A 21,508-nucleotide genomic window follows, 5' to 3' on the forward strand; every position below is an offset into this window, starting at 1 on the left:
TGCAACCATTCACCCTTTGAACTGTCTAAATAGGTTAAAACCTATGTACAAAATATTCAGGCGTCCTCCTAAAAGTTCGCAGGATAAACGCCTATTTCCGGAAGGGCATGCGCCCAATTCTCAAAATTGAGGAAAAATTGGAGGATAAGGTACAGCTTCCGCCCACTGGGCATATACTTTCCTTGCAGGCAATAAGGATTGAATCATTAGGAGCTGAACAATGAAAATAACCATCCACCAGGGCCACACCCCCGATTTGGAAAGATCGGATGTAACGATTGTTATTGACGTCATTCGCGCTTTTACGGTTGCCCATTACGCTTTTCTGCGCGGCGCCAGGGAAATCTTCCTTGCAGCAACAGTTGAAGAGGCGTTTCTTTTGCAAAAAAAACATCCCGGCTATTTGCTCGCAGGGGAAATAAATGGGCTTCCCATTCATGGCTTCGAATTTGATAACTCCCCGGCCAAAATGGCGAAAGCAAATGTCCGCGGGAGGACCCTCGTGAAAAAGACAACAAATGGCGTCCGGGCAACCTTACATGCCTTGAATGCCGGCGCTGTCTTCGTCACCGGCTTTTCGAATGCAAAAATGACCGCCGAATGCATCCGAAAACTTTACAGTCACGATTCTATTGTCAATCTGGTTGCTTCTCATCCAGATGGCGACGATGACTTGGCCTGCGCGGAATATATAAAGGAAATCCTGCTCGGAAAAGAAGCACTATCGAAAGAGGCAGCAGTCAAAAGGATTAAAGGGAGCGGGGTAGCCCGGAAGTTTTACGATGAGAATCAACCGGAATTTAATGTGGAAGATATTGAGTTTTGCACAAAGGAAATTTCAGGGGATTTTATTATGTTTGTGGATAGCTCTGAGAAAATCCCGAGGATCGTGAGGGTGAATCAACATGAATTACACAGGATTGAACCTGCCGGATCGAACAGGCAAGCCTAGGACCAAAGGATTGACTGTCCTTATTGACAATGGCGTTCCTGAAGGCTTGTTTCGGGATACGATTCAAAGCAGCTCGGCACATATCGACTTAGTCAAATTCGGCTGGGGGACTTCGATTGTTTCAGCAGGACTTGAGAACAAGATTTCCGTTCTAAGAGAAAATGATGTTGGCTTCTTCTTTGGCGGAACCCTTTTTGAAAAATTCCTCAGCCAAAACAAGGTAGATGACTATTTTGATTACTGCAGACGTTTCGGCTGTGAGTATGTCGAAATCTCCAATGGAACCCTCCCCCTTACCAATAAGGAAAAGGCAAGATATATCGCTGCTTTTGCGAAGGAATTTATGGTTTTCAGCGAGGTGGGGAGCAAGGATAGCGGAGTATCGGCGACTTCTTCCGAATGGCTGGAATACATTGAAGAGGATCTGGAGGCGGGCGCGGCTAAGGTGATAACCGAAGCGAGGGAAAGCGGCACGAGCGGAATTTGCCAGGCAAACGGGGAAATGCGCTTTGATATTGTCGATGTGATCCTTTCATCTGGCATCCCGCTTGAGAAGATTCTTTTCGAAGCGCCAACGAAGAAAATGCAAACGGCTTTCATTAAGCTTGCCGGCCCGGATGTTAATTTAGCCAACATTCCTTTCAGCGATGCGATTGCTCTTGAAACACTCCGGCTGGGGTTGCGTTCGGATACATTTTATATTTAAGTCTGGTTCAGGCCCATGGCGACTCTCAACTAAAAATAGTAATCTCGTGTGAAGCTTATTTGAGGAGGCTGTTTTATGCGTAAAACAAACAAAGTGTTCCACCTTGCGATTCCGTGCAAGGATCTTGATGAAACGGTTGATTTTTATGAAAAGCTGGGCTGCACCCTTGCCAGAAGGTATCATGACCGGGTGACATTCGACTTTTTCGGCGACCAGGTCGTCTGCCATTTGAATCCTGATCAAATCGATCCTGCTCCCAAAATGTACCCCCGCCACTTCGGGATTACGTTTTTGGAAAGGGGGGAATTTGACGAGGCACTTCGGCATGCTACCAGAAACGAGCTTCCTTTCTTTCAGGAGCTGATGGTGAGGTTTCCGGGCAAACGCGAGGAGCATGTCACCTTCTTCCTGATCGATCCGGCCAATAATCTGCTCGAGTTTAAGTATTACCATGATGAGGGGATGGTCTATTAGTTATCTGCGATAATGGCGATATCCTCGATGAGGTTTTATATAATCCATGTTAAATAATATTGTTGATAAATGATGTTAAACAAGGACTCGAAATGGAGTCCTTTTTTTAAATACTTATTGAGAATTAGCACCCCGTGAGTTGAAGAAAAAGGACTATAAACCTTCTTATTTTTCTATTATCTTTTATGAAATTAACAATTGTTCTACAAAGGGTGCATTAAAGCTCACTCTTTAACTCAATATTCTCCGCTTTAGAGATAATAGAGATTCTCTTTTTACTTTGAGTAAAGTTCACGCTCAAACTCCTGTATCCCTTTATAATCCAAAGGAGCATTCACTACTTTGTAAATTCGTCGTGTTGAGACAACTACGTCATGCTCGAAGGTATAAATCTCGAAATCTCCGTTTTTGTAAACGAGGCGGAGGGTAAACTGTTCGCTTGGATAATCAGAAGTCCAACCTTCTCTCATCGTTAATCGTACTTTATACTGATTTAAAAAATCAGCCAGCTGATTAATTTGTTCTTGGTCTACCTTTGGAATCTCAACGCCATTAAGTTCTTTTTCTTCTGTTGTCAAAAGAATCTTATCAACTTGGTCAATTTTAAGTACATCTCCTAAATCTTGCTCACGGTATCTATAGAAAGTAAAAATTACAACAACGAGAATGATTAGTGCGGCAATTAGTACATATTTCTTCAACATCATACCTCCTTGCTCTATAAGTTTCTTCAACATTACTGCTCCGTTATCATAATAAGGAATTCAACAAAAAAGGCGGTTAATCCTGCTGGATCAACGCACCTTAAAATTAACCTGAATCGTTTACTAAACCTTATAAAAATTGAATACACATGATAAGTTACCTTTTTACTCCAATAGCTCTTTTTGCTTAAAGATTTGTATGGATGTAATGAGAACGACGATGATAATAGCAATAGTTGTAATAAAAGCTAGCCAGAAACTAGAATCTAGTTCTCCTGACAACAAGACCTTTCCTGTGTGCTCAGTCATTGTAGCCGGGCTCCATTTCATATACTTTCCTACAATGGATGTAACCGTCGAAATAGCAAAGACTACAAAAATTGTAACAAAAGCGACACCGCCATTTCCTTTCATTAGCGTACTAAAAAAGAGCGTCAATGTAACAACAAAAACTAACCATATGCTGTAGATTACTACACTTTGAAAAATGCGCTCAAAAGCGACTGTTTCAATGAGTAAACTTGTATAATACCACGAAGCTGCATATCCGATAAACAATGAAATGAGTGTAATGGTAAGTAATCCAGCCCATTTCGATAATATATACGAGGAATAAGGAACTGGTTTAATCATGACCATACCTGCTGTTCCACTCTGTCTTTCTGCGGATACGACCCCCATTGCGCTCAAAACAAGAATGAGTACACCAAGCATCCCATAATTAGATAAAACCGTCATTAATACCTCTGCCCCAGTTGGAGTAGGCATTTCAAGAATTGTACCTTCTGGAAGATTGCCAAAGTTCTCTAAAATTTCCGGCATATAATACGAACTAACCGGCTGCATGACACCTAGCAAAATAAAGACAATTGGAATCCAAAGAATTTTATAATTTCGCACCATTTCCGTCATTTCTTTTCGATAAAGAACCATCCACTGTGTCATGCCTTCACCACCTTCATAAATAAATCTTCTAATGTTGTTTGAGAAATCTCGAACTTACGAATCGGGAGTTTTTTATCCACGATTTCTTGTAATAAGGCTTGCTTCCCATTTACCATATCTGTTAATACGATGTTCGTTTTATTGCCTTGAGTGTTTACTTCAGATACAAAGCTATAAGTTGCTACGCTCTTTAGCCAATCGGGAACCTGTGATTCGAATTCAATTTGTACAATAGGTTGCCGAGTCTCTTCCATTACACTTTCCAGGCTGCCTGATATCGCAATTTCCCCGGCATGCATGATAAGAATGTCGTCACTTATTTCTTCTGCATCGTGAAGGACATGAGTGGAGAATAGAATGGTTGTTTCCTCTTTAATTTCTCTCATCATGTCCAATACTTCCCTTCTTCCAAGTGGATCAAGTGCTGAAACAGGCTCATCTAAAATAAGTAATTTCGGACGATGAATTAGTGCCTGTGCCAATCCAAGGCGCTGCTTCATTCCGCCAGAATAACCCCCTATTTTTCTTTTCTTCGCATTCGTTAGGCCCACTCGTTCAAGTAATTCTTCACTTCTTTTTTCTGCTTCTTTACGATTCAGCTTTGCTAATTGTCCTGCGAAAACAAGAAACTCTTTTCCGCTCATCCAATTATAGAAAGCAGGATATTGAGGTAAATATCCAATAAACTCCCTTAAATCCTTTGCTTTTTCTCCTTTAAAATCAATCCTGCCTGAAGTCGGTTCCAACAATCCGGATAGCATTTTTAATGTCGTTGTTTTTCCTGCTCCATTTGGCCCAAGTAATGAAACGCACCTGCCTTCTTCAATATGAAAATTGATTCCTTTAACAGCATTCGTATTTCCAAATCTTTTTACTAAATCGCTTGCCTTTAATAACTCCATTAATCATTTCTCCTTCCAACAACGAAATACAGCACTGGTCCAATTAAGTTGATAAAGAGAATAATAAGGATCCACAACCATTTTGGTCCGTTCGTTTTTTCTTCTCTTATACAAGAAACTAATGCGGTAATCATAAGAATTAAATGTAAGACAAGAATTGGCACAATCGCTCCCCAGGGGACTCCATTTAACAGTTCATTCATTTTTACTCCTCCAAATCGATTATTTACACTTAATACGGTTACGTTCGTCTAATCGTTCACTCACAAAAAAATAAATAAAAAAAATCTCAGGAATTTGATCCTGAGACCTTTCTTTTAAAAATTCTTCTTGCAAAAATAAGATAAATAATTAGATACATCGGAAATTGAATAAGGCCTAGAAAGCCCCATAACCAAGCATTGTGTCCCCTCTTCCGTGCATCCCAAAACATCCATGAGCTCTGGCAAATCAGAATGAATGCAATCACGACCCATATCCAAAGCGGTATGCTACTTAGTTCGTTTGAATTCATTCATTACTGACCTTCTTTCTAGTTTTGTTAAGAGCTAAGGGCAATAAGATAATCCCCACAACCTGAAAATACACAAAAAGAATCGGCTGACGATAAACGACAGCAATTACAACCGAGAGCACTAATACAGCGACAGAGATGAATGCGAGGAGGTCCTTCCATTGTTTCTTTCGTATTCTTCTTTTCTCTAATTCAACATTCTGTTGAAACCATTGTAAGTTTGGAGTAGATACTGGATTCCATTGATCCAGTTTTTCTAAACCATCTATTACTTGCTTAACCGTTAATTCATCTTCATCGTCCAACATAGAATGACTATTTTTAGAATCATACTCCTTCATGTTCAGCCAACTCCTTTCGCACACTTTTTAGACCATTAGAAACTCGGGATTTTACTGTTCCTTCTGCAATACCCATCATTTTCCCAATTTCTTCATATGAATATCCGTAATAATGCTTTAACACGATTGGCATACGTATTTCTTCATTAATCTGGGCAAGTGCATCAAGTACATCAGTCCATTCTTCGTTCCTATTGGCTGCTTTCCATTTCATTTTTCGGAGCGCTTGTTCCTGCTCTAGCCAGTTTTTCTCCCGCTTCTTTCTCCGCTGTTGATCAATAAAAAGATTCGTTGCGATTGTGATGAGCCATGAGGAAAACTTGGATTCACCATTATACAGGTGGATTTTTTCAATACACTTCATCATCGTCTCTTGAGTTAAATCTTCTGCGATTTGTGGATGAAGGGTAACTTTCATTAAATACTTTACGAGGAACGAATAATTCTGTTGTAGCAGTTGCGAAAGGGCCAATGTATCTCCTTTTTTCGCCTTTCGGATTAAATCCTTTTCATCCATGAAATCTACCCTACCCCATACAATAATGTTCTATATGTAATACGGCTAACTGGGACAAATCGTTCATTTTCAAAATACGGAATCACCACAAAACATTTAGCCACCTATTAGTATTTATTGAGTTTGCTTAAAAGTTGGCTCTGTTATCTTTGATTGTTGATTTCCACTCCGGGGACATGCTTTCCGCGGGGCGGACCGTGGAGCCTCCTCGGCGTCTTAGACGCCTGTGGGGTCTCCACGTGCCGCTACATCCCGCTGGAGTCAGCCCCCTCCGTTCCAATCAACCTCATTGAAAATAAACACTCACCTTTAACAGAGCCTAAAAGTTAAATATTTTACCAAAACCCACAGTATTGTTGCTTATTCAACGTGTTCAGAATACTTGTTTAAGTATGATAGTATTATCAAACTACTGACATGATTTGTTTAAGTATGTCTTCGTTAACTAATCTCCGGTAAGATAACAAGACTTATGAAACTTTGAATGTAGATAACCTTAATTTATCATGGATGTCACTTGTTAGGAATAATCAGCTATCAACATTTTGATATAAAAAAAGGAGCCCCACGGCTCCTTTTTGGTTTTTACATATGTCTTTGACGGTTCATAAATTCGTTGAAATCGGCGATGCTTGGATTTGCGATGTAGTGTCCGCCTTCAACTTGGATGGTTTGGCCTGTGATGAATTTTGATTCATCGGAAGCGAGGAATACGACAGTATGGCCAATATCATCGGCTTCTCCATGGTAAGGAAGCGCATTGTATTTTTCGAAAATCCCTAAAACCGGTGCAGGGATATTGCCTTTTGCGGCTGGGGTTAAAATCAAACCAGGCGCAACCCCGTTGCAGCGGATTTTATTTTTGCCATATTGCGCGGCAATATAGCGGGTTAAATTGACAACCCCTGCTTTGGATGCCCCATAGGCAGATCGGATGGAATCTCCCGTAAAGCCTGCCATCGAAGCAGTATTGATGATGGAGCCGCCGCCGGCTTCGATCATATGTGGAATCGCGAATCTGCAGCCTAGTAGTACGCTTTTCAGATTGACATTCATGAGGCGGTCCCATTCATCCAAGTCGATATTGACAACATCCAAATCTTTATGGATGTTCGTTAAGCCGACATTATTAAAAAGGACGTTAATGGTTCCAAACTCTTTTACAGTCGCGTCAACAGCAGCTTTAATCGATTCTTCTTTGGAAGCATCGAGGAAAATACCAATCGCTTCGCCGTTTTGGCTTTTGATTGCTTCAGCTGCCCCCTTCGCACCTTCTTCATTGAAATCGGCAATGACTACTTTTGCCCCTTCTTTTGCCAATAATGTTGCCGCTGACAAGCCAATGCCGGAGGCACCGCCTGTGACCAGCGCCACTTTTCCTTTAACACGATCCATTCTTATCTCTCCCAGCTGTTTGTTCTGAATATTTATAATGTGTGTTTGTGCATTAATTCTATTCTTAATCCGGTTACTTCGCGGTTACGCCGCCATCGACTGGAAGTTCGATTCCTGTGATATGGCTCGCATCGTCAGAAGCAAGGAACAAAATCGCCGCAGCAACTTCTTCCGCATGTCCAAGGTTCGGCAAGGCAATTTGATTCAGGAAGTGTTCCTTGTATTTTTCCATCGAAGGAGCACTCATTGGTGTGATAATATATCCCGGGTGAACTGAGTTAACGCGGATATTCTTCTTCCCGAAATCAACCGCTGCCGCCTTCGTAATCGAACGGACCGCACCCTTTGAAGCAGTATAGGCGCCAGCTCCGGACATGCCGATCAATGCTGCAATCGAAGAGATATTTACGATTGACCCGCCGTTTTTCTCCATGAGCGGAGCACCCAACTGCATGCCGAGCATAGTGCCATTAATATTTATAGAAAATGTACGCGACCAATCCGCTTCCGTCTGTTCCATGAATGGTTTTGGCAGCGGGATTCCCGCGTTGTTTATAAGAATATCAAGCTTTCCGTACTGTTCGATGGTTTCTTCATAAACCGCTTCCCAATCTTCCTTGGAAGCGACATTGTGTTTTACAGCAATGGCTTCTCCGCCAGCTTCCTTAATCGCTGAAACTACTTTTCCGACAGCTTCGAGGTTAATGTCGGTAGCGATAACTTTAGCGCCTTCTTTTGCAAAAAGAAGCGCACTTGCTTCGCCCATGCCGCTTCCAGCTCCTGTTATAACTGCAACTTTATTTTGTAATCTCATTTGTTCCACCCCATGCTCGTATATTATGATAGTCTAACTATCATTATTTTTTATTTTACTCCTCATTTTCCAACATTGCAAACTTAGAAAAGGTATAATACTTATGTAAAGGGGGGAATAAAGTGGCAAAAGGGATACGAGAAAAAAATAAAAATCTCCGCTACCAATCCATTGTTTCAACAGCGGAACGGCTTTTCCTGGATCAAGGGCTCGACAGCGTCCAAATGCAGGATATCGCTGATGCTGCCGGAATAGGCATCGCTACACTTTTTCGCTACTTCCCTAAGAAAGACAAGCTGATTGTGGCGGTCGCCATCCAAAACCTTGAGCGTACCATGGAAGGAATTGAAAAAATAACCGGACAGACCAAAAGCGCATACAATCGTATCGAGGATTTGCTTGGTTTTTTGCTGAGAAGCCAGCATAGTGACAAGAATGAATCCTATAAATTCAGGGAGGCTTTCGAAAGCTACGCGTCTTTTACGAACGAACCGCTTCCCGGCATCGAGGACTACATTGACATGCAAAAGCAAGTAACGGAGCTTCTCCTTCCGCTCATAGAAGACGGGAAATCAGACGGCTCCATCCGCACAGATATTCCGGTTGATAAGGTTCTGATGACGATCATCAACGCCTATGGCATATTCGGCAATAATGTCATATTCAAGCAGCCGATTACTTACACGGTCAAAGGGCTTGAACCCAAAATCCAGCAGGAACTGCTGAAAGAAATGCTATTAAGTTATATCCGTCCCTTAAACTGAGTCCGCTCCCTAAAAGGGAAGCGGGCTTTTTTCTGACGGCCTCCCTTTTCCTTTCGTATAAAACCTTCCTGGCAAAAGAACCATAAAAGAAAGGTTAGATGGAGGGAAGGGGCAATATGAGCAAAAGAAAAAAAGACTTTGTCAACAAAACACTCCTCGTCTGGAAAATGGCGATTGCTTCAGCGATTGCTTGGGAACTCGCAAAATTGGCCGGTTCCAGCCACCCGTACCTTGCCCCTTTATCGGTCATTTTATGTTTGCAAACCACTATCGACCGGTCGATTCGCTTCTCGCTTCACCGCATTGGCGGAACGATTGTAGGCGTTATTCTGATTACATGGCTTGTCTCCTATTTTCCCCTTAATGGATGGGCTCTCGGCTTGCTTCTTTTAGCCGGTTGTTATGCGGCGAAATGGCTGAAGATGGACGAAACCGCGATTCACCAAGTCGCTTTGACGATTCTGCTTCTCTTCACTTTTGAGAGAAAATCGGGCGACTATGGGTTTGACCGGATTGTCGATACCGCCATCGGCGCCGCTGTTGCCATTGTCCTGCAGCTTATCCTTTTCCCGCCTAATTTTACAAAGGAAGCGGCCAATTCCTTTCAAAAATCCGCCCGGCAGCTATCCGGACTTTTAAGCGAAATGGCGAACTGGATTCAGTCAGACTGGGGCAGAAGCCAAAAATATGAACTGGAGGAGCGGCTGAAGAACTCGCTGAAAGACCTCCATACAGCAAAAGAAACGCTACAGATCGCGACCAACAGTCTGAAGTTCAATCCACTCGCAAAGAAACATAAAGCCACCCTGAAAAAATACAGGGGCCAGCTACGCCTTCTCGAAAATGGGTACGAATATTGTTCATCTGTTCTAAAGACTTTGCGGGTCTGGCAGAAGTCGGGGCGTATGTCCACACAAGACCGGAGGGATTTGGAAAACGATTTATTCATGCTCGGGGGCTTTTTTGCAAAAGCGGGCAAGTCGGGAGCTGCCAATCCATTACACATTGCTGAATATGAGCTGCTGTATTCGAAAAAGACTAACAAGCCAGTGCCTGGGGCCGATGTTTATAAAAGTTCGATCGATCTTGAAACCTATAAACTGCTGAAGAGCCTTCGGTAGCCGCTGTTTGTACCAAACATGATTCTCCCTGTATTTAAAGTGGGATAAATTTTTGTTCCCGGGAATATCCATATAGAGATGTACAATGGCATACAAGCGGGAGAAACAAATGGATACTTTCATTAAGCTGATTGAGATTGCAGCCCGTCACTTCCCCCGGCCGATGGCATTGGCAACGATCGTTGACGTTGTAGGCTCTGCCTACCGAAAAGAAGGTGCTATGATGCTTCTCCTTGAAGACAGCTCCAGATACGGATTGCTGTCAGCAGGCTGCCTTGAGGAGGATGTAGCAGAACGGGCAAAAGAGGTCCGGGCTTCCGGCGTGGCGCAGATCGTCCACTATGACACCTCAGATGAAGATGACTTATCCTGGGGCCGTGGTGCAGGTTGCAACGGAAAAATCTCCATCCTGATTGAGCCTGTCAATGAAGTTTTGTTCTCACGGCTCATTGAAGCAAAAAGACGGCTTGATGAGCGAAAGCCGATTACAAGGCTCATCAATTTCAGCCCTCACTTCGACGTGGAAGATGACTTCTTTATAGAAGAAAACGGGGAAGTACCCGGAACCAAATCTCGGCTGCTAACCGGCTTGCATGTTGACAAACAGACTAACTGTCCATTTTTTATACACCACCTCCTTCCCCAGCCGCATTTAATTATCTTCGGGGCCGGCAAGGATGCAAGACCTGTAGTTTCATTGGCGGCCCAAACAGGATTTAAGGTGACAGTCGCGGATGGGCGGCCCGGGTTATGTACGGAGGAACACTTTCCTGATGCAGTGAAACTTATCCCAGAATCTCAGGATAGCACTTTGAGCGGAATCTCTTTTGCAAAAGAGGATTTCATCCTCATCATGACGCACGAGTTCGAAACGGACCAGGCCATTCTGATTGAACTTTTGACAAAGGGCCCCTTCGCTTATCTTGGTGTTCTTGGACCGTCTGACAGGACATCGCGCTTGCTTAATGGCCGGAGGAAACCGGAATGGCTTCATTCCCCAGCCGGGCTTTCATTAGGCGCCAAGGGACCCGTGGAAATCGCCGTCAGCATCGTTGCCCAGCTAATCAGCATCCTTCGAGGCAAGGAGGCGAGCGAATGAGGTTCACTGGGATTTATCTTGCCGCGGGAAAAAGCAGGCGCATGGGGACTGACAAGCGGAAGCTGCCTATTGGCGGAAAACCGCTTGGGAGCATCGGACTCGAACATGCCCTCCAATCCAGATTGGATCATATATTCGTTGTGACAGGAAAGGGAGATCAGCTGGATTGGCTAAGGACTTCCTTTTTTTTGTATCCAGAAAGGGGAAAATGGTCTCAGGTTGATTGTGCTGATTCCGCTAAAGGGTTAGGCTTTTCACTTCAGAAAGGAGTGAAAAAAGCCGCGGAGGCGGGTGCGGAGGCAGTGATGGTCCTCCTGGCCGACCAGCCTTTCGTTCACAGTGAAGACATTGATAGTTTAATAGATTGCTATCAGGGCATGCAGGATTTATTTGTCGGAGCTAAGGGAGCTGATGGAATTGCCCGCCCACCAATCCTGTTCTCGAGCGAAGCTTATAGATTTTTTGAAAATCCAAGTGGTGACGAAGGGCTGCGATCGTTATTACGTGGTGAATTTGCCCCTAAAGGAAGAGCAGTAGAATTCCAACATCCCCTATTCTTTTATGATGTAGACACGAAGGAAGATTATCAGGTTTTGCTGGAAAAATTCCGCTAGTTAGAGGTGGTGGTTTCATTGGAAGTGATCGGCAAGAGCGTCATACGCAAGGAAGCATGGGATAAAGTCACCGGGAAGGCCAGGTATACGAATGATATTCATGAGACAGGCACTCTCCATGCCCGCATGGCCATCAGCCCTTATGCGCATGCCAATATCATCAGCATGGATTTTACGGAAGCATGGAAGGTGCCTGGCGTGAAGGCGATTTTAGGGAATGAACCTTTTCCGCTCGTCGGCGAGGAAATCAAGGACCGCTCGCCGATTGCTTATAAAAGGGTCCGGTACCATGGCGAGCCGGTCGCTGTCGTCGTGGCCGAAACGCCCGTCCAAGCACAACACGCGGCGGACCTTATCAAAACCGTCTATGAGCCCCTTCCCGTTGTCAACTCACCGAGCGACGCTTTTCAAAAGGATGCCCTTCTTGTCCATGAACAACTCGGTGAGTACCAAAAGCTTGAGGGTGTCTATCCAATCCCTGGAACAAATGTGGCCAACCTCGACAAAATCAGAAAAGGCGATATCCAAAAAGGGTTTGGCGAAAGCGAGGTGGTAGTCGACTTCAAGATTTCCTTCAGGCCATCCGACCATGTCGCCATGGAAACGAGGGCGTCGATGGCTGAAATTCTTCCAGACGGGTATGTCCGCATCACCACTTCCTCCCAGGCCCCTTTTGCCATCAAAAAGCTGTTTAAATGGTATTTCGAAATCGATCCAGGCAGGGTGATTGTTTATACTCCACTTGTCGGCGGTGCTTATGGAGGGAAGGCGGCCGTCCAGCTTGAGGTCATTGCCTACCTTGCATCGAAAGCTGTCGGTGGCAGGCCCGTCAAACTTGTCAATTCGCGCGAGGAGGATATGATCACCTCCCCGTGCCATATCGGCCTTGATGCTACCGTAAAACTTGGCGCTACGAGCGACGGAATGCTGAAGGCAGCGGAAATCCAGTATCTCTGGGATGGCGGCGCCTATTCCGATAAATCCGTTGACATCAGCCGAGCCGGTGCCGTTGACTGTACCGGTCCTTATGATATTGAACATATTTACTGCGATTCCTATTGCATGTACACGAACCATCCGTATGCGAGCGCCTTCCGGGGCTACAGCCATTCGGAGGTCCATTTCGCGTTTGAGCGGACAATGGATGTACTCGCCGAGAAGCTGGCGATGGATCCCCTTGAGCTTCGGCGCAAAAATTCCATCCTGCCCGGTGATATGACCCCAACACAAGTGCTGCTGAACAGGAGCACCGTTGGCAACCTCCCCCGCTGCATCGACAGGCTGAAGGAACTGATGAACTGGGACGGGGAGCCGAAAGTACAGCGGGACGGCCAACTGATCAGGGCAAAAGGGGCTTGCTGCATCTGGAAGACTTCCACCTTTGATACGAATGCCACATCCGGCGCGATCCTTACCTTTAACTCCGATGGCAGCATCAATCTTATGTCGGGAGTCGTTGAGCTTGGCACAGGTACGAAAACAGTCCTGGCGCAAATTTTGGCCGAGCGGCTGAAAATGGATGTTAACAAAATCCATGTCAAAATGACGATTGATACCCAGACAACCCCCGAGCATTGGAAAACAGTCGGCAGCCGGGGTACGTTAATGGGCGGAAGGGCCGTATTGGCGGCAGCCGAGGATGCGATCCGCCAGCTGAAGTCCATTGGCTCCTGCGTTCTTAAAGTCAATCCGGATGATCTGGAGGTTGCACATGAAAAAGTATTTTTCATTGATGACCCAACCATTAGTATCGATGTAAAGGATCTTGCCTATGGATATACGTTCCCGAATGGCGAAACCATCGGCGGTCAAATCATTGCAAGCGGGCATTACACACAAAACTGGATCACCAAGCTCGACCCTAAAACGGGGAAAGGAAGGCCGGGGCCGGAATGGACGGTCGGCGCCGAAGGCATCGAGCTCGAACTCGATACGAGGGACTTTACGTACCGGATTTTGAAAGCCTATGCGGTCATTGATATTGGGAAGGTATTGAACGAAAAAGCCCTCCTCGGGCAAGTGATGGGGGCAATGAGTATGGGAATTGCTTTTGCCGGAAGGGAATCATTTATCTTCGATTCGAACGGGAGGGTGCTGAATCCACAGCTCAGAACCTATAGGCCGCTTCATTTCGGAGAACAGCCCGAGTATGTCATTGATTTCGTGGAAACCCCCCACCTGGCCGGCCCGTATGGCTCAAGGGGAGCGGGCGAGCACGGTCTGATTGGGATGCCGGCCGCACTCGGGAACTGCCTGTCCACGGCCATTGGCGCCCAATTGAAGCACCTCCCTTTGCTTCCTGAATTATTATGGCGGGCTTCAGGAGGAACAAGCGATGCTTCCGTTTAATTTCAGGTATTTCAAGCCAAATTCTGCACAGGAAGCGATTGGGATTTTTGAAAGCGTTAGAAAAGAAGGTGAAGTCCCCTATTACTTTTCAGGAGGGACCGAACTAATCACCCTCGGCCGGATTGATCTTGATTATGCAGATGCGGTAATTGATTTAAAAGGACTCCCGGGTTATGAGGAGATTTTTGCCCATGATAAATATCTCGTCATTGGCGGCGGAACAACATTGACTACGATCAGTGATCATCCCTCTTTCCCTCTCTTGAGCAAAACCGTCAGCGAAATCGCCGACCGGACGTCACGCAATAAAATTACCCTCGCCGGCAATATTTGCGCGAAGATTTTTTACCGTGAAGCCGTCCTGCCTTTACTGCTATCGGATTGCATCGTTGGCATCATTGGTCCTGAGGGGCTGTCTTATAAACCAATCGAAACAGTTTTCAACCGAAATATCCTCCTGGCTGACGGGCAATATGTGTTTACTATTTTGATAGAAAAGGAATATGCCTCCCTGCCATACTATACCCGCAAAAGACGGAAGCAATGGGATGTTGGCTACCCGCTTATAACCGTGGCCGCCCTGAAAAAGGATGAAAAAATCAGGCTGGCCGTCAGCGGACTTTGTCCCTTTCCTTTCCGTTCAGCGGAAATGGAGAGTTTGCTGAATGAACAGGCCGGCTCCGCGGAGGAAAAGGCTGAAAAAGCAATGAGTGCTCTCCCCTCACCGATTCTTGACGATGTCGAGGGCTCATCCCAGTTTCGTCTGTATGTATTGAAGAATATGATGGCGGATGCCATCCGTGAATTGGAGGGCAATGAAGTTGGCCACGAATCCCAGAGTTAACATCCAGCTTTCCATCAATGCAAAACCGGAATCCATCTCGGTCCGCCCCGCCGATACATTGCTATATGTAATCCGCGGGCCGCTTGGCCTTACCGGCTCGAAGCCCGGGTGCCTGAACGGCGATTGCGGCGCCTGCACAGTGCATGTGAACGGAATTCCGCAAAAATCATGCCTGATGCTGGCGGTTGAAGGAACAGGAAAAGAGATTACAACGATTGAAGGGTTAAAGGATACTCCGATCCAAAGGGCGTTCGTCGAAAAGTTCGCCTTCCAATGCGGCTACTGCACATCAGGTTTCCTGATGAACTGCCATGCCCTTGTAGAAACTGAGCGGGTCGCGGATGAAGAAGTACTGAAGGATTGGCTTGAATCCAATATTTGCAGGTGTACCGGCTATAAGGAAATCAAGGAAGCGGTTCTTTCGGCTTTGGAAGCGGTCCAGGGAGAAAAGGAATCCTAAGACGGGATTTAGAACGCGAAGGCTTAGTTGCCTGGAGCTGTTCGCGTTCTATGTCGTCGTTTAGAACGCGAAAGCACGATTGCCTGTTGCTGTTCGCGTTCTATGTCGGCATTTAGAACGTGGAAGGCCTGTTGACTGTTGCTGTTCACGTTCTAAGTCGGCATTTAGAACGCGGAGACCCGATTGCCTGGAGCTGTTCGCGTTCTGAGTTGGCATTTAGAACGCAGAAGACCGATTTTCTGGAGCTGTTCACGTTCTAAGTCGGCATTTAGAACGCGGAAGACCGATTGTCTGGAGCTGTTCACGTTCTAAGTCGGCATTTAGAACGCGGAGACCCGATTGCCTGGAGCTGTTCGCGTTCTGAGTTGGCCTTTAGGACGCGGAGGACCGATTGCCTGGAGCCGTTCGCGTTCTATGTCTCCCTTTAGGACGCGAAGGCACGATTGCCTGTTGCTGTTCGCGTTCTAAATCGTCCTTTATAACGCGAAAGCCCGATTGCACTTACGCAGATAGAAATGCCACTGGCCCAATGCTCCCCTCTAGTCCTCATCCAAATTAAAGGGTATACTGGTTCTGTACTACATGATATGATTCCTAACAGGAGATGAGACAATGCTATCAAATATCGGTGTACCTGGGATGATATTAATCCTTGTCGTGGCGCTAATCGTGTTCGGCCCTCAAAAAATGCCGGAAATCGGCCGCGCATTGGGGAGGTCCATCCGTGAATTCAAACGGGCTTCCGAAGGGCTGACGGATGAGATAAAAAAAGAGATTGCTAAAGATGATAAAGAGCAAAATACCAAATAATAGATTTTGACATAATCTTCTAATATTAAATCCAACTTTTTATTAGGGCGGCCAAAGAAAGGTGTTGAATGATCCATTCAATACCCATTTCAAAAAATGAAGGACGAAGAGATAATCTCTTGGTCCTTTTTCTTTTTATAACGCTACAATGGTATAACATTCCCTCGAAAACCGTGATTATATATCGGCTAAGATTTGTGTCAAAACGTCTGCCGTACTTGCCAAATGGCTGACGGCACGATTAATTTCCTCGAAATATGTAGCAAAGTACACTAACTCTTTTTCCATCTGTCCAGTCTGTTCTTTGGTCATTTGTATCTCGGATAAGATCCGCGTGAAAAATTCGGTAATTTCACTCATTTGCCGCATGCCATTATGCACTAATTTGCTTACTTCAATATTCATGTTAGCGACAGTTGATATTTGAGCATGCGTTTCTGTAACTAGTATACTGACATCTGCCACATTTTTCTGAGTTTGAGCAGCAAGCTTCTTAACCTCATTGGCAATTACAGAAAAACCGGCTCCGGATTTTCCTGCATGAGCAGCTTCGATGGTCGCATTCATCCCTAAGATATGAGTGGTATCAGCGATTTTTTTAACAATATTTGCAACTTCATCAATTTTATTCGATATATTCTTTAATTTATCCATTTCACAATTAATCGAATTAGTATGCTCCGAAATATTATTTATTTGTGAAAGGTGTTCTTGAATTTTATCTAGCCCGAGAAGGGATCGGGATTCCACTTCCTTTGCAGATTTTACACCTGCTACGGACATATCGACCATGTTATCAGTTTTCTCCGCCAGTGAGTTGACGGAAGCGCTAGTTTGCTCTGTAACTGCTGAAAGTTCTTCTGCTGTTTGGGCAATCCTTTCATGAATCTTTTTCTTTCTTTGTTCCTCTTGCTTAATTCGTTCATTTTCTTGTTCATAGGCTTCCAATACAAGCTGCTGTTCAAGGTTAAGTAGTTTTGCAACCACATTAATCGCTATAATTAGTTCATTCTTATTTACTATTTTCTGTTCTAAAATAGTGATTATTGTAGTAAAAAGGCTTTGAAAAGCGGCCATATACCATTTGGTCTTTAATCCTATACGTACATGGACATGGGCAATTCTGTTTCTTTGCAAAATAAAACCCTCATCAATTTTCCCATCAAAAAGTTCATAAATATGTTTTTTTAATGTTTCCCTCAATCTATCCACTGTACTATGATCTTTGATAATTTTTAATAAAGAGGCTTCCTTTTGAATTTCAGCATAGTAGTTGATTGCAATGGCCTCCAAATGTTCTTTTACAAATGGTTGAATAAGCTTTGCATGAGCTAAGTCCCTTTTATTTAGCTGAATCATAGCCAATTGATTGGATAAGTCAGAAAAATCTTCTGTTTTAAGAATCACGTTTATTTCTGCTTCCTCTACTGCATGAGTGGAGAATACCGCTGATTGAAGATGAGCCGGTAATGATTCGTTTGCTTTCATAACCATAACTGAATACCTCTCTTTGTCTCTATAAAAAGTTTAAGAACGAACTTACTGAAGCCAAAAGCTTTTTTCGTTTTCACTACTTGTGATTATAGAGAATTTTGTGAAGGCAAACAGTTTTAAAAAAGGGATTTACAAAATTATTAAAATTCGTTTGGTAATTTGTACATAATTTGGACAAATGTAATAGATTTAATGAGCGGCATTCCGAGTATTCCTTTCCGCTTTCTGAATCGCGTTAACTCCCATTACAACAGCGATAAATTCATAAATATCAAGCCCTTCGTCGAAACTCGTCAGCTGAAAAGCGGGTGATGAGAAGAAACCGCTTATTTTTTCAAACCGACCGGCTTCGTTCCGGTTTTCATCATACATAATATAAAGATTCGAAAATGCCTCTGACTCAATTTCAAAAATGCGCCCGTCAGCCGTGCTGTACTCGTACTTCTTCGAGAAGAATGCCAACCGCGCCTTGAGCTCCCCGATTTCCTCCCCTCGTGAACCTGCAACAATCCACCTCCGGCTCAGGAACGGAAACCTGCCGTTTACAATCGTCTCTCCATCCATATTCAGCACATCCAATTCAGCTGAAAATATGCTCTTTAAATTGATTTCCCCTACCTTCTCCTGTGCATCATTAAAAATATCCGTCCTGCCAGCGGAAAAAAAGTTATCAGACACAAATAACGTTTGTTTAACCATTGGGCTCACTCCTTTTGTTCTATTTCGAAAAAAAAGAGTGCGAAAGTTGCGAGGGTTTTGTTCATTTTTCAAAAAATTTAGCTAAATAGCGGGGTGGTTCAAAAACATTTTTTGCAAAAAAAAAAGGAACCCTCTCACGAAAAGGGTAGTCCCATTTTGTAAATAGAAACATTGTTTATCTGGGCCGCATGAAATGGACAAACACCAGCATGATGAATGAAATGGCGATGATGCTTCCGACCCAGAGCCAGGCCATTTCCATGTTTCCCGAATCGAGCGCTGCATATATGGCAGTTGGGAGGGTTTGGGTTTTGCCCGGAATATTCCCCGCGAACATGAGTGTCGCCCCGAATTCGCCCAGAGCTCTCGCAAAGCTCAGAATTGCACCTGTAATTATCGACTTATAGGCGAGTGGAATCGTAATAAACAAGAATAAACTCACCGTATTGGCACCGTCCACCCTGGCAGCATTCTCGATATCCTCTTCAATTGCCTCAAATCCTGTTCTGGCCGTTTGATACATGAGCGGGAAGGCAACGACCGTAGAGGCGATAGCTGCCGCCCACCATGTAAACATGATCGGCTGATGAAAAAGCCATTCGATAAACTGCCCCACCGGGCTATTCCGGCCAAATATCATAATCAGCAGGAATCCGACAACCGTCGGAGGCAAAACTAACGGCAAAAGGAAAATCGTATCGACAAGGACTTTTCCTTTAAACTTCCTCTTGGCCATTATCTGGCCAAAAAACACCCCTATAATCAGTACAATGATTGTAGAGAAAGAAGCAACCTCGAGTGATAGTTTTACTGGTGCCCAGAAACTGTTTCCCATAATAATTTTAATTCAGTCCTTTAAACCCATACTCTTCAAAAATCTTCATCGCATCGCTGTTTTGCAGATATTCAAAGATAAGCTTCGCTTCTTTTGGGTGTGGAGTGTTTTTAATAATACCGACGGGATAAATGATTGGTGCATGCGTCTCATCCCCCGCGGTGGCGGCTATTTCCACTTTTTCGGAAGCCTTGGCATCTGTCTTATAGACGATTCCAGCGTCCACATTTCCTGTCTCAACATAGGTAAGGACCTGGCGGACATCCTTCGCGAATACAATCTTGTCTTCAATACTATTCCAAACCTTCAAATTTTCCAATGTTTCTTTTCCGTATTTTCCGGCAGGTACGGATTCGGGAGTACCAAGGGCAATTTTGCCAGCTTTCAGCAGGTCTTCAAAGGCTTTAATCCCTTTTTCCGAGTCCTTCGGCACGACGAGGACAAGGTCATTGCCAAGCAGATTCCTCCCGCTTTCTTTTTCAATCAATCCATCCTTGACCAACGTCTGGAATTTATCTTCAGCGGCCGAGAAGAAGAGATCGACCGGTGCTCCCTGGGTGATTTGCTGCTGGAGTGCGCCAGAACCTCCAAAGTTAAAGTTCAAAGTAATTGTTGGGTGCTCTTTTTCGAATCCTGCTTTAATTTCTGCTAAAGCATCCTGTAAGCTGGCTGCGGCAGAAACTGTCAGTTCCACTTTTTCGATGGCCGGTTTCTGTTTATTCTGAGTCTGTCCATTGGCCGAGCATCCGGCTGCCGCAATCAACAGAACTATGAGTGAAAAAAATAAAAGGTAAACTTTATTCATAACCATTTCCCTCTCCCTTGGTTTACCTCATTATATCGAATTAACGTTTTTATACATGTAAAGAATATCACATTGTTTAGTATCTCATTAAAAGAGCCTCTTTTTCAAAATCGTAGTTTACCCAGCTCTGGAAAGATGGATATCCATTTAGTTTCGAATCCAATTTTAACGGACAAAAAGGAACAACCCCGCACATCTATCAGCGGGGTTACCTATTTTTGATTCTGTTGGCCTTCTTACAATTTATCTTTCTTCAAGACCTGTTCATTATATTCCTTCAAATCATCTCTGACGCTCCGGTCCCACAGTTTTATGCCTGAGTTGTAAGCGGCTCGGTTGATTAAATGGCCGGAAACGGGCGATGTCATAAAAATGAATACAAAGCCGAGGATCAGCCTTGAATTGAAATGGTCAAGGAAGGCATAAAAGTACAAAAAGGTTCCAAGCAGAATGGACATAACACCCAGTGTCGTAGCTTTGGATGCCGCATGGTTCCGTGTATAGACGTCAGGGAGCCTGATGACCCCGAATGTCGCGATCAAGCAAAGGAAAGCACCGGCCAGGACGAAAAAACCAATGAGAAAATTAACGATTACGCTCATTTTCGATTATTTCTCCCCTTTCCAAATATTTTGCAAAGGCGACTGTCCCGATAAAAGCAAGGATCCCGATCAGCAGGATGACTTCAAGAAAGGTGCTGCTTTTCCTAATCATCGAAAATAATGCGGTGATTGCAACAAGGTTGACGCCGATGGCATCGAGGGCGATGACACGGTCTGCTGTCGAAGGCCCTTTAATGACCCGGTAGATGAGCCCGAGCATCGCGAGTGAGCAGCATAAAAGCGCGATTCGAATGACAATATCCAGCATCAGCGGCTCACCTCCAAAATCGCCCGTTCGAACGTATTTTTAATATTACTTATTTCCGTTTCTATTTCGCCAATATCCATGGCGTGGACGAATAATATCTTGTTGTCATCTGAAACGGAAATGACGAGCGTCCCCGGCGTCAGTGTAATCAAACTCGATAGAAGGGTGATTTGCCAGTCCTCCGTCAAATCGGTCTCTAGCGCAAAGATGCCTGGGCTCATGTCCAGTTTTGGCTTAAGCACAATTTTGACAATGGCAATATTTGATAAGATGAGCTCCCTGAAAAAGATCAGGGTCAGCTTTACAAAAGACCAAATCCTGAACAAATAGAATCGGCTTTTGAAAAAACGCCTCAGGACAAATATGATCAGCAGACCAAATAAGTATCCTTTAATAAAACTGATCGGGTCGGCAGAAACCTTGATGAACATCCATAAAAACGCTAGGAAGATATTTAATAATATTTGAAAGGCCAAGCTC

At 44.4% G+C, this 21,508-nt stretch carries 26 protein-coding genes; 11 read left to right on the plus strand and 15 right to left on the minus strand.

Features of this window, described 5'->3' with window-relative positions; translation table 11 throughout:
- Positions 1-220: 220 nt before the first annotated feature.
- From BN1002_RS18390 to BN1002_RS18400, 3 genes are all read left to right on the plus strand, one after another.
- Positions 221-952 (plus strand): 2-phosphosulfolactate phosphatase, encoded by a 732-nt coding sequence (locus BN1002_RS18390; protein ID WP_048826972.1) that lies wholly within the window; start codon positions 221-223, stop codon positions 950-952.
- Positions 906-1,658, plus strand: coding sequence for a phosphosulfolactate synthase (locus BN1002_RS18395; RefSeq protein WP_048826973.1), 753 nt, complete (start codon positions 906-908; stop codon positions 1,656-1,658). The genes BN1002_RS18390 and BN1002_RS18395 overlap by 47 nt, the downstream gene beginning before the upstream one ends.
- 75 nt (positions 1,659-1,733) lie before the next feature.
- Positions 1,734-2,132 carry a VOC family protein gene (locus tag BN1002_RS18400; protein WP_048826974.1) on the plus strand — a complete coding sequence of 133 codons (399 nt, stop codon included), beginning with the start codon at positions 1,734-1,736 and terminating at the stop codon, positions 2,130-2,132.
- Positions 2,133-2,407: 275 nt separating this feature from the next.
- On the opposite strand, the gene BN1002_RS18405 is transcribed toward BN1002_RS18400, so the two are convergent.
- From BN1002_RS18405 to BN1002_RS18445, 8 genes are all read right to left on the minus strand, one after another.
- Positions 2,408-2,869, minus strand: coding sequence for a hypothetical protein (locus BN1002_RS18405; protein WP_148362818.1), 462 nt, complete (start codon positions 2,867-2,869; stop codon positions 2,408-2,410).
- A gap of 132 nt (positions 2,870-3,001) precedes the next feature.
- Entirely contained in the window at positions 3,002-3,781 is a 780-nt protein-coding gene (locus BN1002_RS18410) for an ABC transporter permease (protein WP_048826976.1), read from the minus strand.
- Positions 3,778-4,683, minus strand: coding sequence for an ABC transporter ATP-binding protein (locus BN1002_RS18415; protein WP_048826977.1), 906 nt, complete (start codon positions 4,681-4,683; stop codon positions 3,778-3,780). The genes BN1002_RS18410 and BN1002_RS18415 overlap by 4 nt, the downstream gene beginning before the upstream one ends.
- Positions 4,683-4,886, minus strand: a complete 204-nt coding sequence (locus BN1002_RS18420) for a PLDc N-terminal domain-containing protein (protein WP_048826978.1) — start codon at positions 4,884-4,886, stop codon at positions 4,683-4,685. The genes BN1002_RS18415 and BN1002_RS18420 overlap by 1 nt, the downstream gene beginning before the upstream one ends.
- A 307-nt stretch (positions 4,887-5,193) precedes the next feature.
- On the minus strand, positions 5,194-5,538 hold the full coding sequence (locus tag BN1002_RS18430) for a YxlC family protein (RefSeq protein ID WP_048826980.1): 345 nt from the start codon (positions 5,536-5,538) through the stop codon (positions 5,194-5,196).
- The gene (gene sigY, locus BN1002_RS18435) at positions 5,525-6,055 is read right to left on the minus strand and encodes an RNA polymerase sigma factor SigY (RefSeq protein ID WP_048826981.1); all 531 of its coding nucleotides are present in this window, start codon (positions 6,053-6,055) and stop codon (positions 5,525-5,527) included. Before sigY ends, BN1002_RS18430 begins: the two co-directional genes overlap by 14 nt.
- A gap of 585 nt (positions 6,056-6,640) precedes the next feature.
- On the minus strand, positions 6,641-7,450 hold the full coding sequence (locus tag BN1002_RS18440; protein WP_048826982.1) for an SDR family NAD(P)-dependent oxidoreductase: 810 nt from the start codon (positions 7,448-7,450) through the stop codon (positions 6,641-6,643).
- A gap of 73 nt (positions 7,451-7,523) precedes the next feature.
- Complete coding sequence (locus BN1002_RS18445; RefSeq protein WP_048826983.1) at positions 7,524-8,264, minus strand: SDR family NAD(P)-dependent oxidoreductase; 741 nt, start codon at positions 8,262-8,264, stop codon at positions 7,524-7,526.
- A 122-nt stretch (positions 8,265-8,386) separates the two neighbouring features.
- Between BN1002_RS18445 and BN1002_RS18450 the strand changes: the two genes are divergently transcribed.
- From BN1002_RS18450 to BN1002_RS18485, 8 genes are all read left to right on the plus strand, one after another.
- Entirely contained in the window at positions 8,387-9,028 is a 642-nt protein-coding gene (locus BN1002_RS18450; protein ID WP_231575058.1) for a TetR/AcrR family transcriptional regulator, read from the plus strand.
- Positions 9,029-9,144: 116 nt separating this feature from the next.
- Complete coding sequence (locus BN1002_RS18455; protein ID WP_048826984.1) at positions 9,145-10,149, plus strand: FUSC family protein; 1,005 nt, start codon at positions 9,145-9,147, stop codon at positions 10,147-10,149.
- A gap of 109 nt (positions 10,150-10,258) precedes the next feature.
- Positions 10,259-11,248, plus strand: a complete 990-nt coding sequence (locus BN1002_RS18460; RefSeq protein WP_048826985.1) for an XdhC family protein — start codon at positions 10,259-10,261, stop codon at positions 11,246-11,248.
- The gene (locus BN1002_RS18465) at positions 11,245-11,862 is read left to right on the plus strand and encodes a nucleotidyltransferase family protein (RefSeq protein WP_048826986.1); all 618 of its coding nucleotides are present in this window, start codon (positions 11,245-11,247) and stop codon (positions 11,860-11,862) included. Before BN1002_RS18460 ends, BN1002_RS18465 begins: the two co-directional genes overlap by 4 nt.
- An 18-nt stretch (positions 11,863-11,880) precedes the next feature.
- A complete protein-coding gene (locus BN1002_RS18470) occupies positions 11,881-14,211 on the plus strand; it encodes a xanthine dehydrogenase family protein molybdopterin-binding subunit (protein ID WP_048826988.1) in 2,331 nt (776 codons plus the stop codon).
- Positions 14,198-15,055 carry an FAD binding domain-containing protein gene (locus BN1002_RS18475; protein ID WP_048826989.1) on the plus strand — a complete coding sequence of 286 codons (858 nt, stop codon included), beginning with the start codon at positions 14,198-14,200 and terminating at the stop codon, positions 15,053-15,055. Before BN1002_RS18470 ends, BN1002_RS18475 begins: the two co-directional genes overlap by 14 nt.
- Positions 15,033-15,515 carry a (2Fe-2S)-binding protein gene (locus BN1002_RS18480; RefSeq protein WP_231575059.1) on the plus strand — a complete coding sequence of 161 codons (483 nt, stop codon included), beginning with the start codon at positions 15,033-15,035 and terminating at the stop codon, positions 15,513-15,515. Before BN1002_RS18475 ends, BN1002_RS18480 begins: the two co-directional genes overlap by 23 nt.
- Before the next feature lie 612 nt (positions 15,516-16,127).
- Complete coding sequence (locus tag BN1002_RS18485) at positions 16,128-16,325, plus strand: twin-arginine translocase TatA/TatE family subunit (protein WP_048826991.1); 198 nt, start codon at positions 16,128-16,130, stop codon at positions 16,323-16,325.
- Positions 16,326-16,502: 177 nt separating this feature from the next.
- Here BN1002_RS18485 and BN1002_RS18490 read toward each other — a convergent pair whose 3' ends face one another.
- From BN1002_RS18490 to BN1002_RS18520, 7 genes are all read right to left on the minus strand, one after another.
- A complete protein-coding gene (locus BN1002_RS18490) occupies positions 16,503-17,819 on the minus strand; it encodes a globin-coupled sensor protein (RefSeq protein WP_048826992.1) in 1,317 nt (438 codons plus the stop codon).
- 189 nt (positions 17,820-18,008) lie between these two features.
- A complete protein-coding gene (locus BN1002_RS18495) occupies positions 18,009-18,518 on the minus strand; it encodes an LURP-one-related family protein (protein ID WP_048826994.1) in 510 nt (169 codons plus the stop codon).
- A gap of 175 nt (positions 18,519-18,693) precedes the next feature.
- Positions 18,694-19,353: a molybdate ABC transporter permease subunit gene (modB, locus tag BN1002_RS18500; RefSeq protein ID WP_048826995.1), complete on the minus strand. Its 660-nt coding sequence runs from the start codon at positions 19,351-19,353 to the stop codon at positions 18,694-18,696.
- 7 nt (positions 19,354-19,360) lie between these two features.
- Positions 19,361-20,158 (minus strand): molybdate ABC transporter substrate-binding protein, encoded by a 798-nt coding sequence (gene modA, locus BN1002_RS18505; protein WP_048828057.1) that lies wholly within the window; start codon positions 20,156-20,158, stop codon positions 19,361-19,363.
- A gap of 236 nt (positions 20,159-20,394) precedes the next feature.
- Positions 20,395-20,760 carry a monovalent cation/H(+) antiporter subunit G gene (gene mnhG, locus BN1002_RS18510; RefSeq protein ID WP_048826996.1) on the minus strand — a complete coding sequence of 122 codons (366 nt, stop codon included), beginning with the start codon at positions 20,758-20,760 and terminating at the stop codon, positions 20,395-20,397.
- Positions 20,744-21,028 carry a Na(+)/H(+) antiporter subunit F1 gene (locus BN1002_RS18515; RefSeq protein ID WP_048826997.1) on the minus strand — a complete coding sequence of 95 codons (285 nt, stop codon included), beginning with the start codon at positions 21,026-21,028 and terminating at the stop codon, positions 20,744-20,746. Before BN1002_RS18515 ends, mnhG begins: the two co-directional genes overlap by 17 nt.
- Positions 21,028-21,504, minus strand: coding sequence for a Na+/H+ antiporter subunit E (locus BN1002_RS18520; RefSeq protein ID WP_048826998.1), 477 nt, complete (start codon positions 21,502-21,504; stop codon positions 21,028-21,030). Before BN1002_RS18520 ends, BN1002_RS18515 begins: the two co-directional genes overlap by 1 nt.
- Positions 21,505-21,508: the final 4 nt, after the last annotated feature.

Source organism: Bacillus sp. B-jedd (assembly GCF_000821085.1).
Taxonomy (GTDB): Bacteria; Bacillota; Bacilli; order Bacillales; family Cytobacillaceae; genus Bacillus_D.